Source organism: Bradyrhizobium oligotrophicum (assembly GCF_051168495.1).
Lineage (GTDB): Bacteria > Pseudomonadota > Alphaproteobacteria > Rhizobiales > Xanthobacteraceae > Bradyrhizobium > Bradyrhizobium oligotrophicum_A.
In genome coordinates this window covers 71169-94124 of sequence record NZ_JBNPVB010000008.1, presented here as the reverse complement: position 1 = coordinate 94124, position 22956 = coordinate 71169, and the positions used below count along the sequence as shown (strand labels likewise).

18 protein-coding genes are annotated in these 22956 nt (G+C 65.6%); 10 read left to right on the top strand and 8 right to left on the bottom strand.

Annotation, left to right across the window (positions count from 1 at the left end; genetic code table 11):
* Nucleotides 1-9: 9 nt before the first annotated feature.
* Nucleotides 10-1644: a GMC family oxidoreductase gene (locus ACQR1B_RS17240; RefSeq protein ID WP_434834537.1), complete on the top strand. Its 1635-nt coding sequence runs from the start codon at nucleotides 10-12 to the stop codon at nucleotides 1642-1644.
* 358 nt (nucleotides 1645-2002) lie between these two features.
* Here ACQR1B_RS17240 and ACQR1B_RS17235 read toward each other — a convergent pair whose 3' ends face one another.
* Nucleotides 2003-3682 carry a PAS domain-containing protein gene (locus tag ACQR1B_RS17235; protein WP_434834538.1) on the bottom strand — a complete coding sequence of 560 codons (1680 nt, stop codon included), beginning with the start codon at nucleotides 3680-3682 and terminating at the stop codon, nucleotides 2003-2005.
* A 317-nt stretch (nucleotides 3683-3999) separates the two neighbouring features.
* Between ACQR1B_RS17235 and ACQR1B_RS17230 the strand changes: the two genes are divergently transcribed.
* Nucleotides 4000-5109, top strand: a complete 1110-nt coding sequence (locus ACQR1B_RS17230; RefSeq protein ID WP_434834539.1) for a PAS domain-containing protein — start codon at nucleotides 4000-4002, stop codon at nucleotides 5107-5109.
* An 849-nt stretch (nucleotides 5110-5958) separates the two neighbouring features.
* Here ACQR1B_RS17230 and ACQR1B_RS17225 read toward each other — a convergent pair.
* Nucleotides 5959-7431, bottom strand: a complete 1473-nt coding sequence (locus tag ACQR1B_RS17225) for an ATP-binding protein (protein ID WP_434834627.1) — start codon at nucleotides 7429-7431, stop codon at nucleotides 5959-5961.
* A gap of 396 nt (nucleotides 7432-7827) precedes the next feature.
* On the opposite strand from ACQR1B_RS17225, the gene ACQR1B_RS17220 reads away from it, so the two are divergent.
* Nucleotides 7828-9957, top strand: coding sequence for a phosphocholine-specific phospholipase C (locus ACQR1B_RS17220; RefSeq protein ID WP_434834540.1), 2130 nt, complete (start codon nucleotides 7828-7830; stop codon nucleotides 9955-9957).
* A 45-nt stretch (nucleotides 9958-10002) separates the two neighbouring features.
* On the opposite strand, the gene ACQR1B_RS17215 is transcribed toward ACQR1B_RS17220, so the two are convergent.
* On the bottom strand, nucleotides 10003-11514 hold the full coding sequence (locus ACQR1B_RS17215) for a helicase HerA domain-containing protein (protein WP_434834541.1): 1512 nt from the start codon (nucleotides 11512-11514) through the stop codon (nucleotides 10003-10005).
* Nucleotides 11515-11871: 357 nt separating this feature from the next.
* Here ACQR1B_RS17215 and ACQR1B_RS17210 point away from each other — a divergent pair, with 357 nt between their 5' ends.
* On the top strand, nucleotides 11872-12243 hold the full coding sequence (locus ACQR1B_RS17210; protein ID WP_434834628.1) for a response regulator: 372 nt from the start codon (nucleotides 11872-11874) through the stop codon (nucleotides 12241-12243).
* Between the two features lie 45 nt (nucleotides 12244-12288).
* Here the strand turns inward: ACQR1B_RS17210 and ACQR1B_RS17205 are convergent, their stop codons facing one another.
* Both ACQR1B_RS17205 and ACQR1B_RS17200 read right to left on the bottom strand, forming a co-directional pair.
* Complete coding sequence (locus tag ACQR1B_RS17205) at nucleotides 12289-13131, bottom strand: AAA family ATPase (RefSeq protein WP_434834542.1); 843 nt, start codon at nucleotides 13129-13131, stop codon at nucleotides 12289-12291.
* A gap of 98 nt (nucleotides 13132-13229) precedes the next feature.
* On the bottom strand, nucleotides 13230-13475 hold the full coding sequence (locus ACQR1B_RS17200; RefSeq protein ID WP_434834543.1) for a GlsB/YeaQ/YmgE family stress response membrane protein: 246 nt from the start codon (nucleotides 13473-13475) through the stop codon (nucleotides 13230-13232).
* Nucleotides 13476-13591: 116 nt separating this feature from the next.
* Between ACQR1B_RS17200 and ACQR1B_RS17195 the strand changes: the two genes are divergently transcribed.
* The 3 genes from ACQR1B_RS17195 to sseA all read left to right on the top strand — a co-directional run bounded on the left by ACQR1B_RS17195 (nucleotide 13592) and on the right by sseA (nucleotide 16308).
* Entirely contained in the window at nucleotides 13592-14767 is a 1176-nt protein-coding gene (locus ACQR1B_RS17195) for a vWA domain-containing protein (protein WP_434834544.1), read from the top strand.
* Between the two features lie 159 nt (nucleotides 14768-14926).
* Nucleotides 14927-15340, top strand: coding sequence for a rhodanese-like domain-containing protein (locus ACQR1B_RS17190; RefSeq protein WP_434834545.1), 414 nt, complete (start codon nucleotides 14927-14929; stop codon nucleotides 15338-15340).
* Nucleotides 15341-15450: 110 nt separating this feature from the next.
* Entirely contained in the window at nucleotides 15451-16308 is an 858-nt protein-coding gene (gene sseA / locus ACQR1B_RS17185; RefSeq protein WP_434834546.1) for a 3-mercaptopyruvate sulfurtransferase, read from the top strand.
* A gap of 12 nt (nucleotides 16309-16320) precedes the next feature.
* Here sseA and ACQR1B_RS17180 read toward each other — a convergent pair whose 3' ends face one another.
* Nucleotides 16321-17307, bottom strand: coding sequence for a hypothetical protein (locus ACQR1B_RS17180; protein ID WP_434834547.1), 987 nt, complete (start codon nucleotides 17305-17307; stop codon nucleotides 16321-16323).
* A gap of 363 nt (nucleotides 17308-17670) precedes the next feature.
* Here ACQR1B_RS17180 and ACQR1B_RS17175 point away from each other — a divergent pair, with 363 nt between their 5' ends.
* Entirely contained in the window at nucleotides 17671-18876 is a 1206-nt protein-coding gene (locus ACQR1B_RS17175; RefSeq protein ID WP_434834548.1) for a L,D-transpeptidase family protein, read from the top strand.
* Between the two features lie 69 nt (nucleotides 18877-18945).
* On the opposite strand, the gene ACQR1B_RS17170 is transcribed toward ACQR1B_RS17175, so the two are convergent.
* Both ACQR1B_RS17170 and ACQR1B_RS17165 read right to left on the bottom strand, forming a co-directional pair.
* Complete coding sequence (locus ACQR1B_RS17170) at nucleotides 18946-19908, bottom strand: D-2-hydroxyacid dehydrogenase family protein (RefSeq protein ID WP_434834549.1); 963 nt, start codon at nucleotides 19906-19908, stop codon at nucleotides 18946-18948.
* Nucleotides 19909-20016: 108 nt separating this feature from the next.
* On the bottom strand, nucleotides 20017-20235 hold the full coding sequence (locus ACQR1B_RS17165) for a hypothetical protein (protein ID WP_434834550.1): 219 nt from the start codon (nucleotides 20233-20235) through the stop codon (nucleotides 20017-20019).
* 307 nt (nucleotides 20236-20542) lie between these two features.
* Between ACQR1B_RS17165 and ettA the strand changes: the two genes are divergently transcribed.
* Together ettA and ACQR1B_RS17155 are read left to right on the top strand one after the other, a co-directional pair.
* Complete coding sequence (gene ettA / locus ACQR1B_RS17160) at nucleotides 20543-22192, top strand: energy-dependent translational throttle protein EttA (RefSeq protein ID WP_434834551.1); 1650 nt, start codon at nucleotides 20543-20545, stop codon at nucleotides 22190-22192.
* 138 nt (nucleotides 22193-22330) lie between these two features.
* A complete protein-coding gene (locus ACQR1B_RS17155; RefSeq protein ID WP_434834552.1) occupies nucleotides 22331-22912 on the top strand; it encodes a TIGR00645 family protein in 582 nt (193 codons plus the stop codon).
* The last annotated feature ends 44 nt before the right edge of the window (nucleotides 22913-22956 follow it).

The window sequence follows — 22956 nt, the reverse complement described above, 5'->3', positions numbered from 1 at the left end:
ACGGACGAGATGGATATTTTCGACTACGTGATCGTGGGCGCCGGCTCGGCCGGCTGCGTGCTGGCGAGCCGCCTCAGCGAGGATCCCTCGGTCACGGTGTGCGTGCTGGAAGCCGGTCCGCGCGACTGGCACCCCTACATCCATCTGCCGGCCGGCTTCATCAAGACCTTCTACATGAAGAGCATCAATTGGGGCTACCAGCAGGAGCCGGGGCCCTACACCGCGGGGCGCAGCATCTACGCGCCGCGCGGCAAGACGCTCGGCGGCTCGTCCTCGATCAACGGCCACGTCTACAACCGCGGCCAGCGCCAGGACTTCGACACTTGGGCGCAGATGGGCAATCGCGGCTGGAGCTATTCCGACGTGCTGCCGCACTTCAAGCGCATGGAGAAGCGCATCGGCGCCGGCGAGGACCAGTATCGCGGCCGCGACGGCAACCTCGTCGTGACCACGATGGAGTGGAAGGACACGCTGTGCGAGGCCTTCATGGACGGTGCGGTGTCGCTCGGCATTCCGCGCAATCACGACTACAACGGCGCGCTCCAGGAGGGCGTGTCCTACGTCCAGCGCACCATCCAGAACGGCCGCCGCGTCTCCTCGGCGACGGCGTTCCTGCGTCCCGCGAGCAAGCGGCCGAACGTCGAGGTGCGGACCCATGCGCATGCCACCGGTGTCATGCTCGAGGGCAAGCGCGCGGTCGGTGTGCGCTACAGCCGCGGCGGGCGCGGCGGCGTGCCGGTCGAGGTTCGCGCGCGGAAAGAGGTGATCCTGTCCGGCGGCGCCTACAATTCGCCGCAGCTGCTGCAGCTCTCGGGCATCGGCGCACCGGAGCTGCTGCAGCAGCACGGCATCGAGGTGCGCCATGCGTTGCGCAGCGTTGGCGACGGCCTGCAGGACCATTACGCGCCGCGCACGGTGGCGCGCGTCAAGAACATCAAGACCGTCAACGAGCTCGCGCGCGGCCTCAATCTGTGGGGCGAAGCGCTGAAATGGGCGGTGACGCGCAAGGGCATCCTGTCGCTGTCGCCGACCATGGTCTACTGCTTCTGGCATTCCGGCGAGACCGCCGAGAGTTCCGACCTGCAGCTCACCTTCACGCCGGCGAGCTACAAGGAGGGCGTGCAGGGCCAGCTCGAGGACGAGCCCGGCATGACGGTGGCTTCGTGGCAGCAACGCCCGGAGAGCCGTGGCTACGTGCGGCTGCGCTCAGCCGATCCGTTCGATCAGCCGCTGATCCAGACCAACTATCTCACCGCCGAGCTCGATCGCCGCGTCGTCGTCGCCGGCATGAAGCTGGCGCGCCGGCTGCTGGCGTCCGCACCGCTGGCGCCATACTACGCCTACGAGGATTTTCCCGGTCCGAAGGTCTCGAGCGACGACGAGCTTCTGGCGGCGGCGACGCAGCGCGCCACCACCACCTTCCATCCCGGCTGCTCCTGCCGCATGGGCCCGGCGGAGTCCACCTGGGCCACGGTCGACGATCGGCTGCGCGTGCACGGCCTGCAGGGCCTGCGCGTCGCCGACGCCTCGATCATGCCGCGCATGATCTCCGCCAACCTCAACGCCGCGACGTTGATGATCGGCGACAAGGCCGCCGATCTGATCTTGGGCAAGGCGCCGGTGGCGGAGAGCCTGTCGGCGTGAGGGCCTGCCGCGTCGGAATCGATTCATCCGCGAGGAACGTGAAGCGCGCGCGCCTCCGGACGTGGCAGGCCTGCCGCATATGACAATCTGAGTCGTTCGCGAGCCTATTTCCACGTCGTCATGCCCGGGCTTTGTCCCGGGCATCCACGTGTTTCCCAGGATGCTGAACAGCGCGGACGGCCGGGCTTCGCCGCGCTGAAGCGGTTTCAGCCGCGCAGGCGGCACGGTGTCAGGCCATCACCGTGCGGAGAGAGTTAAGCGTCGAGCTTGGAACTTCGATGACCCCAACGTGATCGCGGACGCGACGAGGGATTGATCCTCGTCGCGTCCGCGGCAGGACGTGCCATCCTTGCGATGCCTACGCCTTGCCGCCGGCAATCGCCTGCGCCTCGGCAGCTGCCCGCTGCATGCTGGACGACATCTCGCTGGTGACGGTGCTCTGCTCTTCGACGGCAGCCGCGGTCGAGGTGACGTATTCGCTGACGTTCTGGATCTCGGTCTTGATCTCGTTCAGCGCGTTCACGACCTCGCTCGAGATCCCATTCAGCCCGGCGATCTCCGCGCCGATCTTGTCGGTGGCGGCCTTGGCCTGATTGGCGAGATTCTTGACCTCCGAAGCGACCACGGCGAAGCCGCGGCCGGCGTCGCCGGCGCGCGCCGACTCGATGGTGGCATTGAGCGCCAGCAGATTGATCTGGCCGGTGATGTTGCTGATCAGTTCGACGATGCCGCTCATCGCCTGTGTCGCATCGCTGAGGCGCTTGGCCTGCGAGTCGGCGGAGGCAACCCGGTCGGCCGCGCCCATGGCCGTCTCACGCGATTTGGTCATGGCCTCGGAAATCTCGCGAACGGAGGCGTTCAGTTCCTCCGCGCCGGCCGCGACCGACTCCATCATGCCGCGGACGCGCTCGTTGCCCATCCGTACCAGGACCTGCTTGGTCACGTCGGAGGCGTACTTCACGACCTTGAACGGCTTGCCGTTGAGATCGAGAATCGGATTGTAAGACGCTTGAATCCAGACCTCGCGACCACCCTTGCCGATCCGCTTGTATTCCGAGGACTGATACTCTCCGCGGTTCAGGGCGGCCCAGAAGTCGCGATAGGCCGCGCTTTCCCGTTCCGCTGCATCAACGAACATCGAGTGATGCCGGCCCTTGATCTCGGGGAGTGTGTAGCCGAGAGCGTTGAGGAAATTCTGGTTGGCGTCGACGATGGTTCCATCGAGTTTGAACTCGATCACCGCCTGCGACTTGCCGATCGCCTCGATCTGTCCGGCGAGATCGGCATTCCGAAGTTTCTGGGCGGTCACGTCGGTGGCGAACTTGACGACCTTGAACGGCTTGCCCTTCTCGTCGAAGATCGGGTTATAGGACGCCTGAATCCATACTTCCTTACCGCCCTTTCCGATCCGCTTGTATTCGGCCGCCTGATATTCACCCCGGTTCAGCGCGGCCCAGAACTCGCGGTAGGCGGCGCCGTTGCGCTCGTCCGGCGCAACGAACATGCTGTGATGTTTGCCCTGGATCTCCGGCAGGGTATATCCCAGTGTATTGAGAAAATTGTCGTTGGCGGTCGTGATGGTACCGTCCATGTTGAATTCGATCACGGCCTGCGATCGGCCGATCGCCGCGACCTGGGCGCTGTAGTCGAGGTTCAGCAAGCGTATGCTCGCGTCGGACCACTCGACCACCGTCCCGGCGCGGGAACCGTCGGGATTCCTCAAGGGCTGCGCGACCAGATCGAAGGTCCACTTGCCGATCTTGATCGTGGCCCGGTGCTCGGCGGCGAGGGCCTTCAACATGCGCCGCTGGTGCGACGGGTCCTTGTGGAACACGTCGATGTTGGTTCCGACGAGACCGTCGACGCGGAAGTTCGGCAGCTGCGTCCTCAGATCGGATTCAGCTTCGCGCAACAGCGAGGTCACGGCTTCGTTCATGTAGACGATGTTGAGGTTTTCATCGGCGACCATCACTTTCGCCGTGATCGTATTTGCGGCAAGCGCAGCGAAGGATGCGCGGTTGTTCTTGCGGCCAAACATGATGATCTCCTGTGAGCAGCGGTTGCGCCGACCCCGTAGTTTTCCGTGGTCTCCCAGCGGTTGCTGCGAGCGCAAAACGGGGAGCAGAGCGCTTCCTGAATTCAGAATCCCGTAAAAGCGCGGGCTTTATTCAATGTATCATCTCCTCCGTAAGATTTGGTTAGTCGGCGATCTGCACAAGCTGCTCCGATTCTGCAGGCGTGGCCACTTCATCTCATCGCTCGGATCGGATATCAGCGGAACTGAGTTGTCCTGAATCAAGATCGCGATGGTTCCCGCGGGTAGTTTGAGGGCACGCCAGAACTATCGGATGCGGTATGCCAGAGCAGGACATTGCCGAGATCATCGAGATGCCGAGGGTGTTTCTGGACAGCCTCGGCATCGGCCTGTCGATCGTCGACAGCGCCACGGGGCATATCCGCTTTGCTAACAAGGAGTGTTGCCGGATCGTCGGCTACACGGTCGAGCAGATCGAGAGCTCCGGACTGACCTTCCTCGACCTGACGCACCCAGAGGATCGGGAACGGAATCGATTGCAGCACGAAAAGCTGCTCGCGGGTGAGATCGAGACCTATCAGATCGACAAGCGCTACCTTCGGCAGGACGGGACCGTGGTGTGGACTCGCGTGATCGTCAATCCGGTCAGGGATGCCGCCGGTAACCCGAGATGGTTCTGCGCCGTGCTCGAAGACATCACGGCGACCAAGATCCTGCAGAGCCAGCTCGCGACTGCAGAGAAGTTGGCCGGGCTGTCCACATTCAACCTGATCGTCGATACCGGCGTCGGCGGGCCGGATGCGGCGACGGCCGTGCCATCGTCTCTGAGCGAGATGCTGAGCCACGTGCATCCGGATGACCGGAACGGGCTCGAGACCGCCATCCTTCATGCCATCGCGAAGCGAACCGGGTATACGCGCGACTACCGCGTGGTCGATGAAGATGGTGGAACGCGCTGGGTTCGCGGCATGGGGACCTGCGTCTACAGCTCCTCCGAACGGTATACTCACCTCGTCGGCTCGATGATCGATGTCACCTCGACTCACCGCGATCGCGACAGCGAAGCGCCGGAGCCCATCCGACGAATCCTCGATCATATCGAGACGAACTGGAATCAGAAGATCTCGATCGAACAGCTCGCGAGCCGCTACGGCATCAGTCCCCGCGGGGTCTATCAGTACTTCGCGAACAACGGTATCTCGCTGGGCGAGAAGATCAGGCTCACTCGGCTTCAACATGCACGCCGCATGTTGTGCGGTCCGAAGGCGGGTGACACGGTCACGGCCATCGCCCTGCGCTGTGGCTTCCGCAATCCAGGGCACTTCGCCAGGGAATATCGAAAGATCTACGGCGAGACGCCGTCGGAAAGTCTCAGGCTGTCGTCATCGGCGCTTCGGCATGACTCCGCCGACGTCACTCTTGTAAGCTGAATCCTCAGTCGAAATCTCTTCGATCCGCGAATGGACGGAGCGCCGGCGACGTCGGCATGACGGGCACTTTCCGCGGGCCGCCATGCGGGAATTGCCCGTCGTGTTACTTTGCCGCACATGCGGACGCTTGTGTTGTCGGGCAAATCAGAACGATGGTCTCGTTCAACCCGCCTCGTGCAGAGGGACGTACGCGTCGTCACGATACGTGGAGGTGGGCTGCGATGGACGTGACGGCTGTGCCAGACGAGCGCAGTCGGCGCGGACGGCAAAGTCGTGTGGTCCTGGCCTCTCGACGCTGAGGTCAAGTTCGCGAGTGATGCTGTGACGGCTCGCGCGGACGATGGGGGCAAGAACGCCGATCCCCAGGGAGAGCACGAAGGACACCGTAAAACCATCGCGCGGGGAAGGCCGGGTCTGTCCGGCTGTACCTGTGGTACCTGCCGCCTGCATTCTTTTGAGCAGGCGGGCCACGGGCCTCAGCCGAGGTCCGGCCTTCCTCGCGCCCTCTCATATTTCAAGAGGGACACGACTGCTGCATCACCCGGGCACGACGTGCTGCGGGACCGTGAGAGCGTGTCTCGATGACGAAGACCCACCCAAACCTTCGCTGTCGCCCCGGGCAATCCAAAGCGGCGCGCCAGCGCTGCATCGGCGCCGACCCGGGATCCATACCCCCAGGGAGATGTGCGAGGCACGATGTCAAACAGGCTCGCCCAGCCACATAAGCCGCGGCGTATGGATCCCGGGTCGGCGCCCGCCGACGCTGGCGCGTCGCCGGACTTGCCCGGGACGACAGCGAATGCGGTCCGAATGCTGGTACAAGCGAGCGTCCATTCATCCAGGTCAGCGTCATGCCTCCAGCGCCGTCCTGATCATGCGCGCGAGATCGGCGCTGACATATGGCTTGGCGAGCAGCAGTACGTCGGCGTCGAGGCGGCCGTGATGCACGATCGCGTTCTCGGTGTAGCCGGAGGTGTAGAGCACCTTCAACCCACGCCGCCGCTTCTCGGCCTCGATGGCGAGCTGGCGGCCGTTCATGCCGCCGGGAATGATGACGTCGGTGAACAGCAGATCGATGCGCTCCGCGCTGTCGATCAGCGCGAGGCCCTCGGCGGCGTTGCTGGCGGACAGGGTGCGATAGCCGAGACGGCGCACCTGGGCGACGACGTAGTCGCGGACCAGTGCGTCGTCCTCGACGATCAGGACCGTCTCGTCGCCGCGCGCGACAGTCGGGCGGCCGGGCTCGACGGCGGGCCGCTCCGGCGCGGCGGTCGCGCGCGGCAGATAGAGCTTGACGGTGGTGCCGTGGCCCTCCTCGCTGTAGATCTTGACGTGTCCGTTGGACTGCTTGACGAAACCGTAGACCATGCTCAGCCCGAGGCCCGAGCCCTTGCCGACGTCCTTGGTGGTGAAGAACGGCTCGAACACCTTGTCGAGCAGCGAAGCTGGAATGCCCTCGCCGGTATCGCTGACTGCGATCATGACGTAGTTCCCCGGCTTGGCGTCGCGGTTCAGCCGCGCATAGTGCTCGTCCAGCGTGACGTTCTTGGTCTCCAAGATCAGCTTGCCGCCGTCGGGCATGGCGTCGCGCGCGTTGAGCGCGAGATTGAGGATCGCGGTCGAGAGCTGGCTCGGATCGATCAGCGCCGGCGCGCTGTCATGGCCGAGCATCGATTCGATCTCGATCTGCTCGCCGAGCGTCGGACGCAGCAGGAGCGCCGCGTCGACCACCAGCGCGTTGACGTCGGTGGCGCGCGGCTGCAGCGGCTGACGCCGCGAGAAGGCGAGCAAATGCCGCGTCAGGTCGGCGCCGCGCTCGGCGGCGGCGCTGATCATCCCGGCGATGCCGGCGAGCTGCGGCTTGTCCTTGACCGCCTCGGCGAGGATCTCGATCGTTCCGGTGATGACGGTCAGGATGTTGTTGAAGTCGTGGGCGACGCCGCCGGTGAGCTGGCCGATCGCCTCCATCTTCTGCGCCTGGCGGACCTGGGCCTCGTTGGCCTCGATCTCCTGGAAGCGCTGCACCATGGCCTCGGCGGCGCGGCGCTGCCTGATCTCTTCTTCGAGCTGCGTATAGGCCTTCTGCAGCGTGATCCGCGTCGGCAGCACGAGCAGCTGCGGCAGCATCTTCAGCATTGCGGCGATGAGGGCGACCGCCATCAGCGCCAGCAGGCCGTCGAAGACCTCCGTGGCGGCACCGACGTTCACCCACAGGGCGGCGAGCGAGAGCAGGCGTCCGATGCCGCCGACCACGCCGTACGACGTGATCGCGATGAAGACGCCGCGGAACATGATGTCATGCCAGCGCCGCAACAGGAACATGCCGACGACGATGGCGATCGTGAAGAAGGCGCCGGCGATGAGGGCATTGGACGCGACATGCAGCCATACCCATCCAGGCGCCTCCTGGAGGCCCGGCCCTTGCTGCGTCAACGTCGGCATTGGCACACCATCCTCAACGGCGCGAGGCGCCCGGCCGGTGGCCAGCCGGAAGCTTTCGTCGCCTCAAACCAAGCGGATCATTCAGCTTTTCATCTCCGGCGCAAGGGCAATCGCGGCGCGCGGAACCGCCCCGGCGCACGCACGAGGGCGGCCGCGAGGCCCCTTCCGCGTGCCGCTGTCAAAACCTTGCCATACAGCCTTAACCGCGCGGTCACGCGGCTGTTAACGCGCCGACCTAAGTCGCTCGACACCGTCATCACTTGGGGAATGAACGAGATGTCGAATACCATCGCGCACAACCGGCGCGAGTTTCTGCGCCTGCTCGGAGCCTCGGCTGCCACCGCAGCGCTCAGCCAGAGCATCGAGCGCGCGCACGCCATTCCGGCGTTCAACCGCCACGGCAGCATCGAGGACGTCAAGCACATCGTGGTGCTGATGCAGGAGAACCGCGCCTTCGATCACTATTTTGGTGCGATGCGCGGCGTCCGCGGCTTCAACGATCCGCGCGCGGTGAAGCTGCCGAACGGCAATCCGGTATGGCAGCAGCCCAACGGTGCAGGCTCGGTGATGCCGTTCCGCGTCGACAATGCCGGCCAGGTCTATGTCGAGGACGTCGCCCATGGCTGGAACGACGGCCAGAAGTCCTGGAACAACGGCAATTACGACAAGTGGATCGCCAACAAGGGCACCACGACGATGACCTGCATGAACCGGCAGGATCTGCCCTGGCATTACGCACTCGCGGATGCGTTCACGATCTGCGATTCCTATTTCTGCTCGGTGATGGGACCGACCGATCCCAACCGCTATTATCTGTGGACCGGCTGGGACGGCAATGACGGCAAGGGCGGCGGACCGGTCATCACCAATGCCGAGGCCGGCTACGACTGGACCACGTTCCCGGAGCGGCTGGAGAAGGCCGGCATCTCCTGGAAGGTCTATCAGGACATCGGCGTCGGTCTGACGGCGGCGGGCTTCTGGGGCTGGACCGAGAATCCGTGGATCGGCAATTACGGCGACAACTCGCTGCTGTATTTCCACCAGTATCAGAACTCGCAGCCGGGCAGCCCGCTGTACGAGAAGGCGCTGCGCGGCAGCAACATCGCCAAGGGCGGCACCTTCGAGAACCTGTTCGATGGTCTGCGCAACGACGTCCGCAACGGCACCCTCCCGCAGGTGTCGTGGATCGCAGCCCCCGAAGCCTTCAGCGAGCATCCGAACTGGCTGCCGGGGCCGGGCGCCTGGTACATCTCCAAGGTGCTCGACATCCTGACCTCGAATCCGGAGCTGTGGAGCAAGACCGCGCTGCTCATCAACTACGATGAGGGCGGCGGCTTCTTCGACCACGTCGTCGGTCCGTACCCGGCGATGTCGCAGGCCTATGGACAGTCGACCGTCGACGTCACCAGTGATTTGTTCGCCGGCGATGCCAATCATCTTGCCGGTCCCTACGGCCTCGGCGTTCGCGTGCCGATGCTGGTGGTGTCGCCGTGGTCGCGCGGCGGCTTCGTGTGCTCGGAGGTGTTCGACCACACCTCGGTGATCCGCTTCATCGAGCAGCGCTTCCATCGGCATGCCAGGGATCTGTTCGAAACCAACATCCCGGCCTGGCGGCGGGCGGTGTGCGGCGATCTCACTTCGGCGTTCAACTTCACCTCGCCGAACGAAGGCATGGCGCCGCTGCCGAGCACGGCCGGCTACAAGCCGCCGGTCGCCGACATCACCTCGGGCGCACGCTTCGACGACTATCACCCGGTGCCGCCGGCGAAGCAGGTGATGCCGCAGCAGGAGCCGGGCATCCGACCGGCGCGCGCGCTGCCCTACGATCTGCGCGTTGACGGCGATGCCGACGCGGCTCACAAGAAGTTCGGCATCCGCTTCGTCAACCCGGGGCAGGCGGGTGTCTGCTTCCACGTCCGGTCCGGCAACACCGCGACCGGCCCGTGGAGCTACACCGTCGAGGCCGGCAAGTCGCTGAACGGCGTGTGGGATCTCGCGGCCAGCGCCGGCCAGTATGATCTGTCGGTCCATGGCCCGAACGGCTTCTTCCGGCACTTCAAGGGCGGCGTCGTCTCGACCTCGGCGCTGGTCGACGTCGACACCATCCACATGTGCGACTGGGATGAAGGCGACGACGCCCGCAGCCTCGCGGTGGCGCTCACCAACAAGGGCGCGAGCTGCGTGGTCACGCTGACCGACAACTACTCGGGACGCAGCGAGCGGCATCGCCTGCAGCGCGGCCAGCGGCTGGAGACCAAGGTTCGCCTGCGTCAGACCCATGGCTGGTACGACCTGACGGTCACGGCGGATAGCGATGCCAATTTCAACTGGCAGCTCGCTGGGCACGTCGAGAACGGCCGGCCCAGCATCAGCGATCCGGCGATGGGCAGGATCGCCGCGACCTGATCGCGGACGACATCGGGAGGCGCCCGGAGCGATCCGGGCGCATCCTCACGACGAAGCGACGAGGCCTTCGGGTGCAGCGTCGTCGGCGTTGGGATCGCCGGGCGCCGTGGCCCAGGCGAGCTCGACCAGGGTGACGATGCGGCGGCCGGCGCCGTCGAGCTGGCAGACGATGAGGCCCTGGTCTTCGATATAGGTCAGCAGGCGCTGCGCGCGGCGCAGCGAATGCGAGCCGTAGGCGCGGGCGATGGCGGCGTCGCTCGGGCAGGGGCGGCCGTCCTTGGCGGCGCGGGCGATCATCATGAACACGCCTTGCATGTCCTCAGGGAGCAGCGAGGCGCGCAAGGTGACGTCCTGCCAGCCGGCGTCGTCGGCCGCCTCATCGCCGCCGAGGCCGGCGCGGGCGCGGGTCAGCATGCGGCGGAACTCGTTGAGATCGGGCACCGCGGTGCCGAGCCCCTCGATGCGGCAGCGGACGACGAATTCCTGGTACAGCACGCCGACGGCGCGGAAGCCGGCGTCGGGCTCGGCCAGCACCGCGCGCAGCACGCGTTCGACGCGGGCGCGGCGCTCGGCGAGCTCCTCCTCGCTGACCTCGGGCGGAGGCGGCTCCGGGCGGAATTCGAGCGCGGCGGACTTCGCCGCCATCAACTGGTCGAGCAGCTCGGGCTGCGGCTTGCGCTGCGGCCGCGCGGTGGTCTCGGGCGGCGGCGCGGCAAGGATGACGGCCCGGGCGTCCTCCAGCGAGGCCTCCGGCAGCGGCGTCAGCCGCGGCGTCGCATTGCGCGGCTTGGTATCGGTGGGGCCGATGCGCAGGCCGAGCGGCCGGCGCGACAGCGCGGGGCCGAGCGCCATGAACTGGCCGCGTTCGAGGTCGCGGAACGCCTCGGCCTGGCGCCGCTCCATGCCGAGCAGGTCGGCGGCGCGGGCCATGTCGATGTCGAGGAAGGTGCGGCCCATCAGGAAGTTCGAGGCCTCGGCCGCGACGTTCTTGGCAAGCTTCGCCAGCCGCTGCGTCGCGATCACCCCCGCCAACCCCCGCTTGCGGCCGCGGCACATCAGGTTGGTCATCGCGCCGAGCGAGGCCTTGCGCGCCTCGTCGGAGACCTCGCCGGCGACGGCGGGCGCGAACAGCTGGGCCTCGTCGACCACGACCAGCATCGGGTACCAATGGTCGCGCGAAATCTCGAACAGGCCGTTGAGAAAGGCGGCGGCACGCCGCATCTGGTTCTCGGCGTCGAGGCCTTCGAGATTGAGTACGGTCGAGACGCGATGGATGCGCGCGCGCTCGCCGGCGACCTGCAGGGCGCGCTCGGTGTGGTCCTCGGCCTCGATCACGAGATGGCCGAAGCGTTCGGCCAAGGTGACGAAATCGCCTTCGGGATCGATGATCGTCTGCTGCACCCAGGGCGCGCTCTGCTCAAGCAGCCGGCGCAACAGATGCGACTTGCCGGAGCCGGAATTGCCCTGCACGAGGAGGCGGGTCGCTAGGAGTTCCTCGAGGTCCAGGGCCGCAGGCGATCCCGCCGCCGTCTGCCCCATCTCGATTGCAACCGTCATGTGCCCCGACTCAAACCCGCTTGCCGCAGAGGCTGGCGCTTAACAAGCCGGAGCCGGCGCGTCGAGCATTCGTGCCGGCTTGTCCCGTGTTCCGGATCGGCTGTGGATGGTTCCCGACCCGTGGAACTCGAAATTGCAGCTGTCCACGCCGCCGCTGTCGACAATGCAAGGTTGGTGCTTGGCGCATCCTCACGTCTCACGCTACGATGTGGTGGAAAAGGGCAGCGAGTGAGCGAGTGATCGAGCAGGCCTTGCCCCCTCAGTTCGGCAGTGAGACCCTCATCAACGTTCGCAGCCGACGTTGCAGTTGCACGATTGGAATCGCCGTCCCACTCACGATGCCGGAGCTCGATGAGCATGCCTGAGCGCGCGCTTCGCGACCGCCATATCCTCATCGTCGAGGACGAATACATGCTTGCCGACGAGTTGCGCTGCGCATTCGGCGGTATCGGCGGGATGGTGTTGGGCCCGGTCGGAACCGTCCCCGATGCGCTTGCCCTGATCGCGCGCGAGCGGCGGATCGAAGGCGCCGTTCTCGACGTCAATCTGCGCGGCGAGATGGCATTTCCGGTGGCGGACCGGCTGGTCGAACGCGGCGTCCCCTTCGTGTTCACGACCGGCTACGACGAGTCCATCATTCCGGATCGGTTCTCGAACATCCTTCGTTGCGAGAAGCCGATCGCGGTCTTTAGGATCATGCGTGCGCTCGGGCGGATGGTCAGAAACTGACCGGGGGAGCGTGCCCGCCGGGGCCGTCCGATCAGGCCACGATCGTCAGACCTCTCGCCGGCTGAGGAAAGCCAATCGCTCGAACAGGTGCACGTCCTGCTCGTTCTTGAGCAGCGCGCCGTGCAGCGGCGGAATCAGCTTGCGCGGATCGCGCTCGCGCAACTGCTCGGGGCCGATGTCCTCGTTGAGCAGCAGCTTGAGCCAGTCGAGCAACTCGGACGTGGATGGCTTCTTCTTCAGGCCCGGCACGTCGCGGACCTCGAAGAAGATGCGCAAGGCTTCCTCGACCATGCGCTTCTTGATGTTCGGGAAGTGCACGTCGACGATGCGGCCCATCGTGTCCGGGTCGGGGAATTTGATGTAGTGGAAGAAGCAGCGGCGCAGGAACGCGTCCGGCAGTTCCTTCTCGTTGTTGGAGGTGATGATGACGATCGGGCGCAAGCTCGCCTTGATGGTCTCGTTGGTCTCGTAAACGTGGAATTCCATCCGGTCGAGTTCGAGCAGCAGATCGTTCGGGAATTCGATGTCGGCCTTGTCGATCTCGTCGATCAGCAGCACCGGGCGCTGCGGGGCGGTGAACGCCTCCCACAGCTTGCCGCGCTTGATGTAGTTCTTGATGTCGGACACTTTGCTGTCGCCGAGCTGGCTGTCGCGCAGCCGCGATACGGCGTCGTATTCGTAGAGACCTTGCTGCGCCTTGGTGGTCGACTTGATGTGCCAGGTGAGCAGCGGCGCGTTGACGGCTTTCGCGACTTCCTCGGCCAGCACGGTCTTGCCGGTCCCCGGCTCGCCCTTCACCAGCAGCGGGCGTTCAAGCACGATCGCCGCGTTGACGGCCACTTTCAGGTCATCGGTGGCGACGTAGTCCTGGGTGCCGGTAAATTTCATTGCGTCTCGCTCATCGTTCGAACTTGTGTTGAGTGGCTACGCAGCGGCGACCGCCACTGCGGCTTTGAGATGATGGCTGCCATTGGAAGGGGAAATAATCAAGCGCGCCGGATCAGCGCGAGGATCACGAGCACGATGACGGCACCGATCGTGGCGTCCAGGATGGCCCCCAGCGTGCCGCTGGCGAGCGCAATGTGCAGCGCCGGCAGCACGTAGCTCGCGACCAGCGCGCCGATGATGCCGATGACCATGTTGCCGATCAGGCCGAAACCGGCACCGCGCACGATCAGGCCGGCCAGCCAGCCCGCGATCGCGCCGATGATCAGTGCCGCAATGATACCCATGAAAGCCCCCATTCCATCAATCGTTCCCGGGATTGTAGAGCAAAAAGCGAGCCGGTCCAGCCGGACCACGCGGGGCGGCCCTTGACGCGCCGTTCCGGCCGCGCGATCTAATGGCCATGTTCCTGCAATTCTTCACAGCGCTGCGCGACGCGCAGGTCCCGGTCTCCTTGCGTGAATATCTCACGCTGATGGAGGCCGTCGATGCCGACCTCGCCGAGCATTCGGTCGAGAACTTCTACTATCTGTCGCGCACGGCGCTGGTGAAGGACGAGCGCAATCTCGACAAATTCGATCGCGTGTTCGGCACCGTGTTCAAGGGGCTGGAAAGCCTGCTCGACGCGATGGAGAAGGCCGAGATTCCCGAGGAGTGGCTGAAGAAGCTGGCCGAGAAGTACCTCACCGAGGAGGAGAAGAAAGAGATCGAGGCGATGGGCTGGGACAAGCTCATGGAGACGTTGAAGAAGCGCTTGGAAGAGCAAAAGGGGCGTCACCAGGGCGGCAACAAGTGGATCGGTACCGCCGGCACCTCGCCGTTCGGCGCCTATGGCTACAACCCCGAAGGCGTCCGCATCGGCCAGGACAAGAACCGCAACAACCGCGCCGTCAAGGTTTGGGACCGCCGCGAGTTCAAGGACCTCGACGGCAATGTTGAACTCGGCATTCGCAACATCAAGGTGGCGCTGCGCCGCCTGCGCAAATTCGCCCGCACGGGCGCGCCGGACGAACTCGATCTCGACACCACGATCCGCGAAACCGCCAACCACGGCTATCTCGACGTTCACATGCGGCCCGAGCGGCGCAATGCGGTCAAGGTGCTCGTGTTCTTCGACATCGGCGGCTCGATGGACTCCCACGTTGCGCAGGTCGAGGAATTGTTCTCTGCCGCCAAGACCGAATTCAAGCACATGGAATATTTCTACTTCCACAACTGCCTCTATGAGGGCGTCTGGAAGCAGAACAAGCGACGTTTCACCGATCGCACGCCGACCTGGGACGTGCTGCACAAATATCCTCATGACTACAAGGTGGTGTTCGTCGGCGACGCCTCGATGTCGCCTTACGAGATCATGGTCCCCGGCGGCTCGGTCGAGCACGTCAACGAAGAGCCGGGCTCGGTGTGGCTCGATCGCGTCATCCGCACCTATCCGCACGCGGTGTGGTTAAATCCGGTCGCGCAGAAGCACTGGGACTATTCAGAATCCACCACGCTGATCCGCCGCATCTTCTCCGAGCGCATGTATCCGATCACGATCGAGGGGCTGGAAGCGGCGATGAAGGAGTTGGTGCGGTAGAGCCGTCCAGTCATTCCGGGGCGGTCGCGCCAGCGACCGAACCCGGAATCTCGACGTTGGTTGATCAGCTCTGGATTCCGGGTTCGGTCCTGCGGACCGCCCCGGAATGACGAGGAGCCTAGACGGCGCTTCGAAACGACGGAGCAGGGAGGTTCGAGAATGCCCCAGACCATCAGCCGCGGCATCAAGGCGCTGCTCGACGAAGCCAATGCCGCGATCGAAACGCTTTCGGCGGCTGACGCGATCGAGGCGGCAAAGCGTGACGATGTCGTGATCGTCGATATCAGAGATCCGCGCGAGATCGAGCGCGAAGGCAAGATTCCCGGCGCATTCTCCTGTACGCGCGGCATGCTGGAGTTCTGGATCGATCCGCAGAGTCCTTACGCCAAACCGGTGTTTCAGCAGGACAAGACCTTCGTCTTCCACTGCGCCGGCGGCCTGCGCTCGGCGCTCGCCGCCAAGACCGCGCAGGACATGGGCCTGAAACCGGTCGCCCATATCGGCGGCGGCTTTGCGGCATGGCGCGAGGCCGGCGGGCCGGTCGAGGCCTGGGCGCCGAAGACGAAGGATTGAACCTGAGCGTCACACGCGGGCTTGACCCGCGTGTCCATCGCTTGAAGAAGATGGATCGCCGGATCAAGTCCGGCGATGACGACCGAATTGGCGGCCTGGAGCTCTTGCGCATGACCACCCCCACCGACCCTCTCGTCTCGACCGACTGGCTTGCGGCGCATCTCGGCGATCCCAAGGTCAAGGTGCTCGATGCGACCTTCAAGATGCCCGGCGTGCTGCCGCTGCCGAAGGATGACTATCTCAAGGCGCACATTCCCGGCGCGGTGTTCTTCGATGTCGACGCGGTCTCTGACCATTCCAGTCCGCTGCCGCATATGTATCCGAGCGCCGGGCAGTTCGGTCGCGATGCGGGCCGGCTCGGTATCAGCAATGGCGATACCGTGGTGGTCTACGATGCCGGCGGCTGGGTTGCCGCGCCGCGCGCGTGGTGGATGTTCCTGTCGTTCGGACACGCCGACGTGCGCGTGCTCGATGGCGGGCTGAAGAAGTGGATGGCCGAAGGGCGGCCGGTCGATGGCGGCGAGGTCACACCTTCCGCGGGAACCTACACCGCGAGCTTCGACGCAGCGCGGGTGCGCAACGTCGAGCAGATGGTCGCCAATCTCACCGTTCGCGCGGAGCAGGTGGTCGACGCCCGCCAGGCGCCGCGCTTCGCCGGCGAGGTCGCCGAGCCCAGGGCCGGACTGCGGTCGGGTCACATTCCCGGCAGCCGCAATCTGCCCTATGCCGAGCTGTTCGACGCCGCGACCGGCGTGATGAAGCCGCTGGACGATCTGCGCAGGGCGTTCGCCGTTGCAGGTGTCGATCTCGCCAAGCCCGTCGTCACATCCTGCGGCTCCGGCGTGTCGGCAGCCGTTCTGACGCTGGCGCTCTACCGCCTCGGCATCCGCGACACCGCGCTCTACGACGGCTCCTGGTCGGAATGGGGCGTCGAGAACGGCCCGCCGGTTGCGACCGGGCCGGCCTGATCGTCGACGCCTCTATCGCGTGCGCGGCCCGGCGGCCTGCTGGCCGACGGCCTGGGGCTGACCAAACGGCTGCTGTGCGAACGGATCGGGGAAGGCCTGCTGTTGCTGCTGAGCAGCCGCAGCCTGCTGCGCCGACCGGGCCCGCTGCGCGATGCGCCGCTGCTTCGCCCGGCGCGCCGCGATCTGCTTTTCGCGGGCCTGGCGCTTCTTGAGGATGCTCCGGCGCAACTGCACGCTCGCGACCTTCACCGACGCGCGGTGCTCGCTGGCGACGTGCCGGTCCTGGTGGAGCGGCTGTTCGGCCAAAGCAGCGAGTTTGGCGGCGATGGGATCGAGCGCGGCCACAGTCGGCATCGGCGCGGGTGGCGGAGGGGGCGCCGTGGTCAGCATCGGGTCCGCGCTGGCGAGGACCTGAGGGGCCGGCGGCGTGGCTCTGACCGGGGCCACCGCCACGTCGCTCGAGACCGGTGGTGCGGCGGGGGCTGCGGGCTCCGACGTGGTGTCCATGCTGGGCTTGTCCGTCGCCTTGTCGACGGCGGCGGCGGTTGCCTCTGCCGTGCTGCGATCCGGTCTCACATTCTCGATGCGGTCGTCCGCTGCAGCGGCCGTGCGGGGCAACATCGACAGCTTGGCGGTGTCGACGGTGTCGGCCGGCAGCGAAGGTGTCGGCACTGCCGTGGCATCGGCGACAGGGGAGGCCTCGGCCTGCTCCGCGATGGCGGCCGTCGTCGTGCCCTGCGATTCGGCCGCAGGGACCTCGACGAGCACCGTCGGCGGCGGTGCCGGGATCGGCTCGACCCGCAGCACGGCGAGCACCGGCGCGGGGTCGGCCGGTGGCAGGAACGTCGTGAAGCCCGATGCCTGAGTCGAGCGCCAGGACGAGTTGCTGGCGAACTGCTCATGGGCGGCGCGCAACAGGGCCGCAGCGCCCATGCCGAAGATGGTGAGAGAGATGGAGAAGACGATCGCGGCGACCAGAAAACGAAAGCCGGGAAGCATTGACGGAACTCTCGCCGCGGCAGCGGGACTGCCGAGACCTCAAGAGCCAGTAGGGAACGCGGTGATCACAGGGAATGGCCGCGTTCGCGACGAGGCCGGCTTCTGCCGTGCATCGCGAATCAGGCTGAAGTCAGAATACCGCAAGCGTTCCCGCCCGCTCGTCAAATCGCGGCATCAATGCGGTCCTGGACGGCTCTGCTGCACTTTTTCGGCAGCGTGAGACTTCCGTGCAACGACGGAGACATGATCACAAATTGCCGAAGTCGGACCGCTCTGGCCGGAATTGTCTTGAATGCGCCGCTATCTTCGGCCATCTGGCATGGCAAAGGTCCCAATCGGCGGCTTGGGGATATTGCAAGGGCAATGATGATCAGACAAATCCTGACGGTTTGCGCGGTCGCGGCAGCGGGCGTGGCGGCAACTTCGTCTGTTGAGGCACAGCAGGTCTATCAGACGGCCCCCGGCGCATATTCACCGGCGCCGACGCCGTACCCGGCCGATGCACGCGGGCAGGGGCCCGATTTCGACGCGCTCGATGACGAGGATGCGCCCGGCACCTCGGCGGCCTTGCCGCCGCCCGGACCGGTGATCTCGCCCGATGATCCGCGCTATGGCCGTCCGACCAATGCTCCGGTCTATAGCGCCGCGCCGACCGGTCCGATTTTGTCGCCCGACGATCCGCGCTACGGACGCCCGGCGAATGCTCAGGTCTACGGTGCCGCCCCGACTGGCCCGGTGATGTCTCCGGATGATCCGCGTTATGGCCGTCCGGCGGGACCGCCGGCGGTGATCTATGCCGATCGCCCGGCGTCGGGTCAGCAGGCTTATGGCACGTATGGCAGTGGCGCTCCCGGTGGCGACGCCGGTGCGCCGCGTCCGCCGGGTGCCGTCGCTGCGGGGACTGCGCAGGCGCTGGCCGGCGACCGGCCGATGACGGTGGCGGCGCTGCCGCCGGAGGAGCAGCCGGACGCGGCACCTGCGCCGCTGCCGGCCAACCTGCGTCGCCAGGAAGTGGACTTCGTCACCAAGGAGCCGGCGGGAACGATCGTCGTCGATACGCCCAACACCTATCTCTACCTGGTGCTCGGCAATGGCCGGGCAATGCGCTACGGCGTCCGCGTCGGTCGCGAAGGCTTCACCTGGACCGGCGTGCAGAAGATCACGAAGAAGACCGAGTGGCCCGACTGGTATCCGCCGAGCGAGATGATCGAGCGTCAGCCTTATCTGCCGCGGTTCATGGCCGGTGGCCCCGGCAATCCGCTCGGCGCCCGTGCGATGTATCTCGGCTCGACCGTGTACCGCATCCACGGCACGAATCAGCCGTCGACGATCGGCAAGTTCGTCTCCTCGGGCTGCATCGGCATGCTGAACGACGACGTCGCGGACCTGTTCGAACGCGTCAAGGTCGGCACCCGTGTCGTCGTGATGCCGGGCGGTTCAGCGCCCAAGAACATGGCGGCCGCCGGCGCTGCAGCGCCAGCCCAGGCTCCGGTTCAGGCCCAGGCCACCGTGCCGGCCGCCCAGCCGACGACGGTGCAGCCGCTGCCGCCGCCGGTGACCATCCGCTGATATCTTCGCGATCGATCAAAACACCCTCCTTGCGGAGGGTGTTTTGCTTTGCAGCCGTGGCAGTCCGCCCTACGCCAGCCGTCGCGGCGGCTCGGCGCCGCCGAGCCAGGCGGCGATGCAGTCGACCATCTGGCCGTAATGGGCGCGGAAGCTTTCCTCGGTGACGTAGCCGAGATGCGGCGTCAGCACGACGTTGTCGAGCCCGCGCAGCGGATGCGCCACCGGCAGCGGCTCGACCGAGAACACGTCGAGGGCAGCGCCGGCGATGCGCTTCTCGCGCAGCGCCTGCAGCAGCGCCGCCTCGTCCACGATCGGCGCGCGCGAGGTGTTGACGAGGTAGGCCGAAGGCTTCATCCGGGCGAGGTCGGCCGCGCCGACCAGCCCGCGCGAGCGGTCGCTGAGCACGACATGAATCGTGATCACGTCCGCGGTCGCGAACAGTTCCTCCTTGCTGGCGTAGCCGACGCCCGCCTCCCGGCAGTGCTCCGGCGTCAGATTGGGACTCCAGGCGATCACATGCATGCCGAAGGCCTTGGCGAGGCCTGCGACCTTGGTGCCGAGCTTGCCGAGGCCGATGATGCCCAACGTCTTGCCCTCGATCTCGACGCCGCCCAGCGCCTGCCAGGGCTGGCCGGCATGCATGCGGGCGTTCTCCTGGCCGATCCTGCGGGTCAGCTCCAGGATCAGGCCCATGGCCAGCGGCGCGGTGGGATCGCGGGCATATTGCGTGCCGCAGACGATGATGCCGCGCGCTTTGGCGGCCTCGATGTCGATCGCGGCGTTGCGCATGCCCGAGGTGATCAGGAGCTTCAGATTCGGCAGCCGTTCGATCAGGGTCCGCGGAAACGGTGTCCGCTCGCGCATCGCGCAGATGATGTCGGTGTCGGCCAGGGCGGCGGCCGCCGCGTCCTCATCCGTGAACGGATGCGTGAAGGCGGTCACATCCACCTTGTCGGCCAGCCGCGGCCAATCGGCCAACGACAGGACCGTATCGTAATAATCGTCGAGGATAGCACAGCGCAGCCGCGTCATCGGTTGGATTCCATTCGGTCGGGAACGGCGACGCGCGAGGTCGCCTTGGCGAATGGATGACATCGTTGCGCGCCAAGCGGCGGTTGCGCAAGCGCCGGGCGCCGAAGCTCAGTCGAGGTCGGCCTTGAGGCGGAACGCGGCGTCGCTGCCATATTTGGCGCGCCAGGCCGGTCCCGGGCCACGCATGTAGTGCAATTCCGGCCGGTACGGGTTGAAGGCCCGCGTCACGAATTCGCGCCAGAATCCCCTGACCTCATCGAGGAGGCCGGTGCGGTTTCGGCGGTCTGCCGCGGGAGCGGGCAGGGAGGCTGACGTAAAGGTGGCCATGACGGGCTCTCGCTGTTGTCGTCTCGGCTTGTCGCCGCTTGGGCGCACGGTTCTTGCGCGCCGAGACCGAGTGTCCCGCCGAATTAATTAAAAGATGGTTGCAATTGTCGTGATCAGCCGCACACAAGCTGTTCACCCGTCATCGTCCGCTAGGGCCCAGGGACCGGGCAAGCGGCGGCTCTCGGACCGCGTTCTCCCGGTGAATGTCGCAGCCCGGCCTGCCTCGCCGGTTGCCCTTTGGGGACCGCGCGGTTACATCAGCGGCAACCATTTTCCGAAAATTCCGGCCGGTTTCGAGGGACACGCGATGGCGCGCCAGTTCGTCTACTTCATGCAGGGTCTGTCCAAGGCCTATCCGACCCGCAAGGTGCTCGATAACATCCATTTGTCGTTCTATCCCGACGCCAAGATCGGCGTGCTCGGTGTCAACGGCTCGGGCAAATCGACCCTGCTCAAGATCATGGCAGGCATCGACAAGGACTACACGGGCGAGGCGTGGGTCGCCGAGGGCGCCCGCGTCGGCTATCTCGAGCAGGAGCCGCAGCTCGATCCCAAGCTCACGGTGCGCGAGAACGTCATGCTCGGCGTCGCCAAGCAGAAGGCGATCCTCGATCGCTACAACGAGCTGGCGATGAACTATTCAGAGGAAACCGCCGATGAGATGACCAAGCTGCAGGACGAGATCGAGGCGCAGGGCCTGTGGGATCTCGACAGCAAGGTCGACCAGGCGATGGATGCGCTGCGCTGTCCGCCCGACGATGCCGACGTTGCCAAGCTGTCCGGCGGCGAGCGCCGCCGCGTCGCGCTGTGCAAGCTGCTGCTCGATCAGCCCGAGCTGCTGTTGCTGGACGAACCGACCAACCATCTCGACGCCGAATCGGTGTCCTGGCTCGAAGGCCACCTGCGCAATTATCCCGGCGCGATCCTGATCGTCACCCACGACCGCTACTTCCTCGACAACGTCACCAGCTGGATCCTGGAGCTCGACCGCGGCCGCGGCATTCCCTACGAGGGCAACTACTCGTCCTGGCTGCAGCAGAAGCAGAAGCGGCTCGAGCAGGAAGGCCGCGAGGACGCCGCGCATCAGCGCACGCTGTCGCGCGAGCAGGAGTGGATCGCGGCCTCGCCGAAGGCCCGCCAGGCCAAGTCCAAGGCGCGCTACCAGCGCTACGAGGAGCTGCTCAAGAAGGCCAGTGAGAAGCAGACCCAGACCGCGCAGATCATCATTCCGGTGGCCGAGCGGCTCGGCAACAACGTCGTCGATTTCGAGGGCCTGTCGAAGAGCTTCGGCGACCGCCTGCTGATCGACAACCTCACCTTCAAGCTGCCGCCGGGCGGCATCGTCGGCGTGATCGGTCCGAACGGCGCCGGCAAGACCACGCTGTTCCGCATGATCACCGGGCAGGAGAAGCCGGACGCCGGCTCCATCACCGTCGGCGAGACCGTGCATCTCGGCTATGTCGACCAGTCGCGCGACGCGCTCGACGGCAACAAGACCGTTTGGGAGGAGATCTCCGGCGGCAACGAGCTGATCCTGCTCGGCAAGAAGGAAGTGAACTCGCGCGGCTATTGCTCGTCGTTCAACTTCAAGGGCGCCGATCAGCAGAAGAAGGTCGGTGCGCTCTCCGGCGGTGAGCGCAACCGCGTGCATCTCGCCAAGATGCTCAAATCCGGCTCCAACGTGCTGCTGCTCGACGAGCCGACCAACGATCTCGACGTCGACACCCTGCGTGCGCTCGAAGAGGCGCTGGAGGATTTCGCCGGCTGCGCCGTCATCATCAGCCATGATCGCTGGTTCCTCGACCGTATCGCGACCCATATGCTGGCCTTCGAGGGCGACAGCCATGTCGAATGGTTCGAGGGCAACTTCCAGGACTACGAGAAGGACAAGATGCGGCGTCTCGGCCAGGACAGCGTCATCCCGCACCGGGTCAAGTACAAGAAGCTGACGCGCTGATGCGCCTGAGGCGCGATGCAATCCCTCGTCCGGGACAAAGCGTCGCGCCCAGGCTGCGGCCAGTTGTCGCTTCCATGCGCGGTGCGAGTGCGTAGATAGTCGTTCCGCAATCGAAACCCTGCCGCGAGAAATTCCATCATGTCCTCTCCCGACGTGCGCCTGTCCCCCAAGGGCGGAGCGCTGCGCCCCATTCCCATGCTGATCTTCGGGTCGCGCTGGCTGCAGTTGCCGCTCTATGTCGGATTGATCATCGCACAGGGCGTCTATGTCGTGCTGTTCCTGAAGGAGCTCTGGCATCTGTTCGCGCACGCCTTCGACTTCTCCGAGCAGCAGATCATGCTGGCCGTGCTGGGCCTGATCGACGTGGTCATGATCTCGAACCTGCTCGTCATGGTGATCGTCGGCGGCTACGAGACCTTCGTCTCGCGGCTCAATCTGCAGGGCCATCCCGACGAGCCCGAATGGCTCAGCCACGTCAATGCCAGCGTGCTGAAGATCAAGCTGGCGATGGCGATCATCGGCATCTCGTCGATCCACCTGTTGCGGACGTTCATCGAGGCCGGCGCGCTGTCATCGGGCAAGTCGAACTACACCGAGACGGGGGTGATGTGGCAGACCATCATCCATACGGTGTTCATCCTCTCCGCGATCGGCATCGCCATGGTCGACAAGCTGTCGAATGCCGCGATCGAGGATGCCAAGCAGGCGGCGGGGCATTGAGAAGGGGAGCGCAAGTAAGCCGTTCACATTCTGTTCGCGGTGTG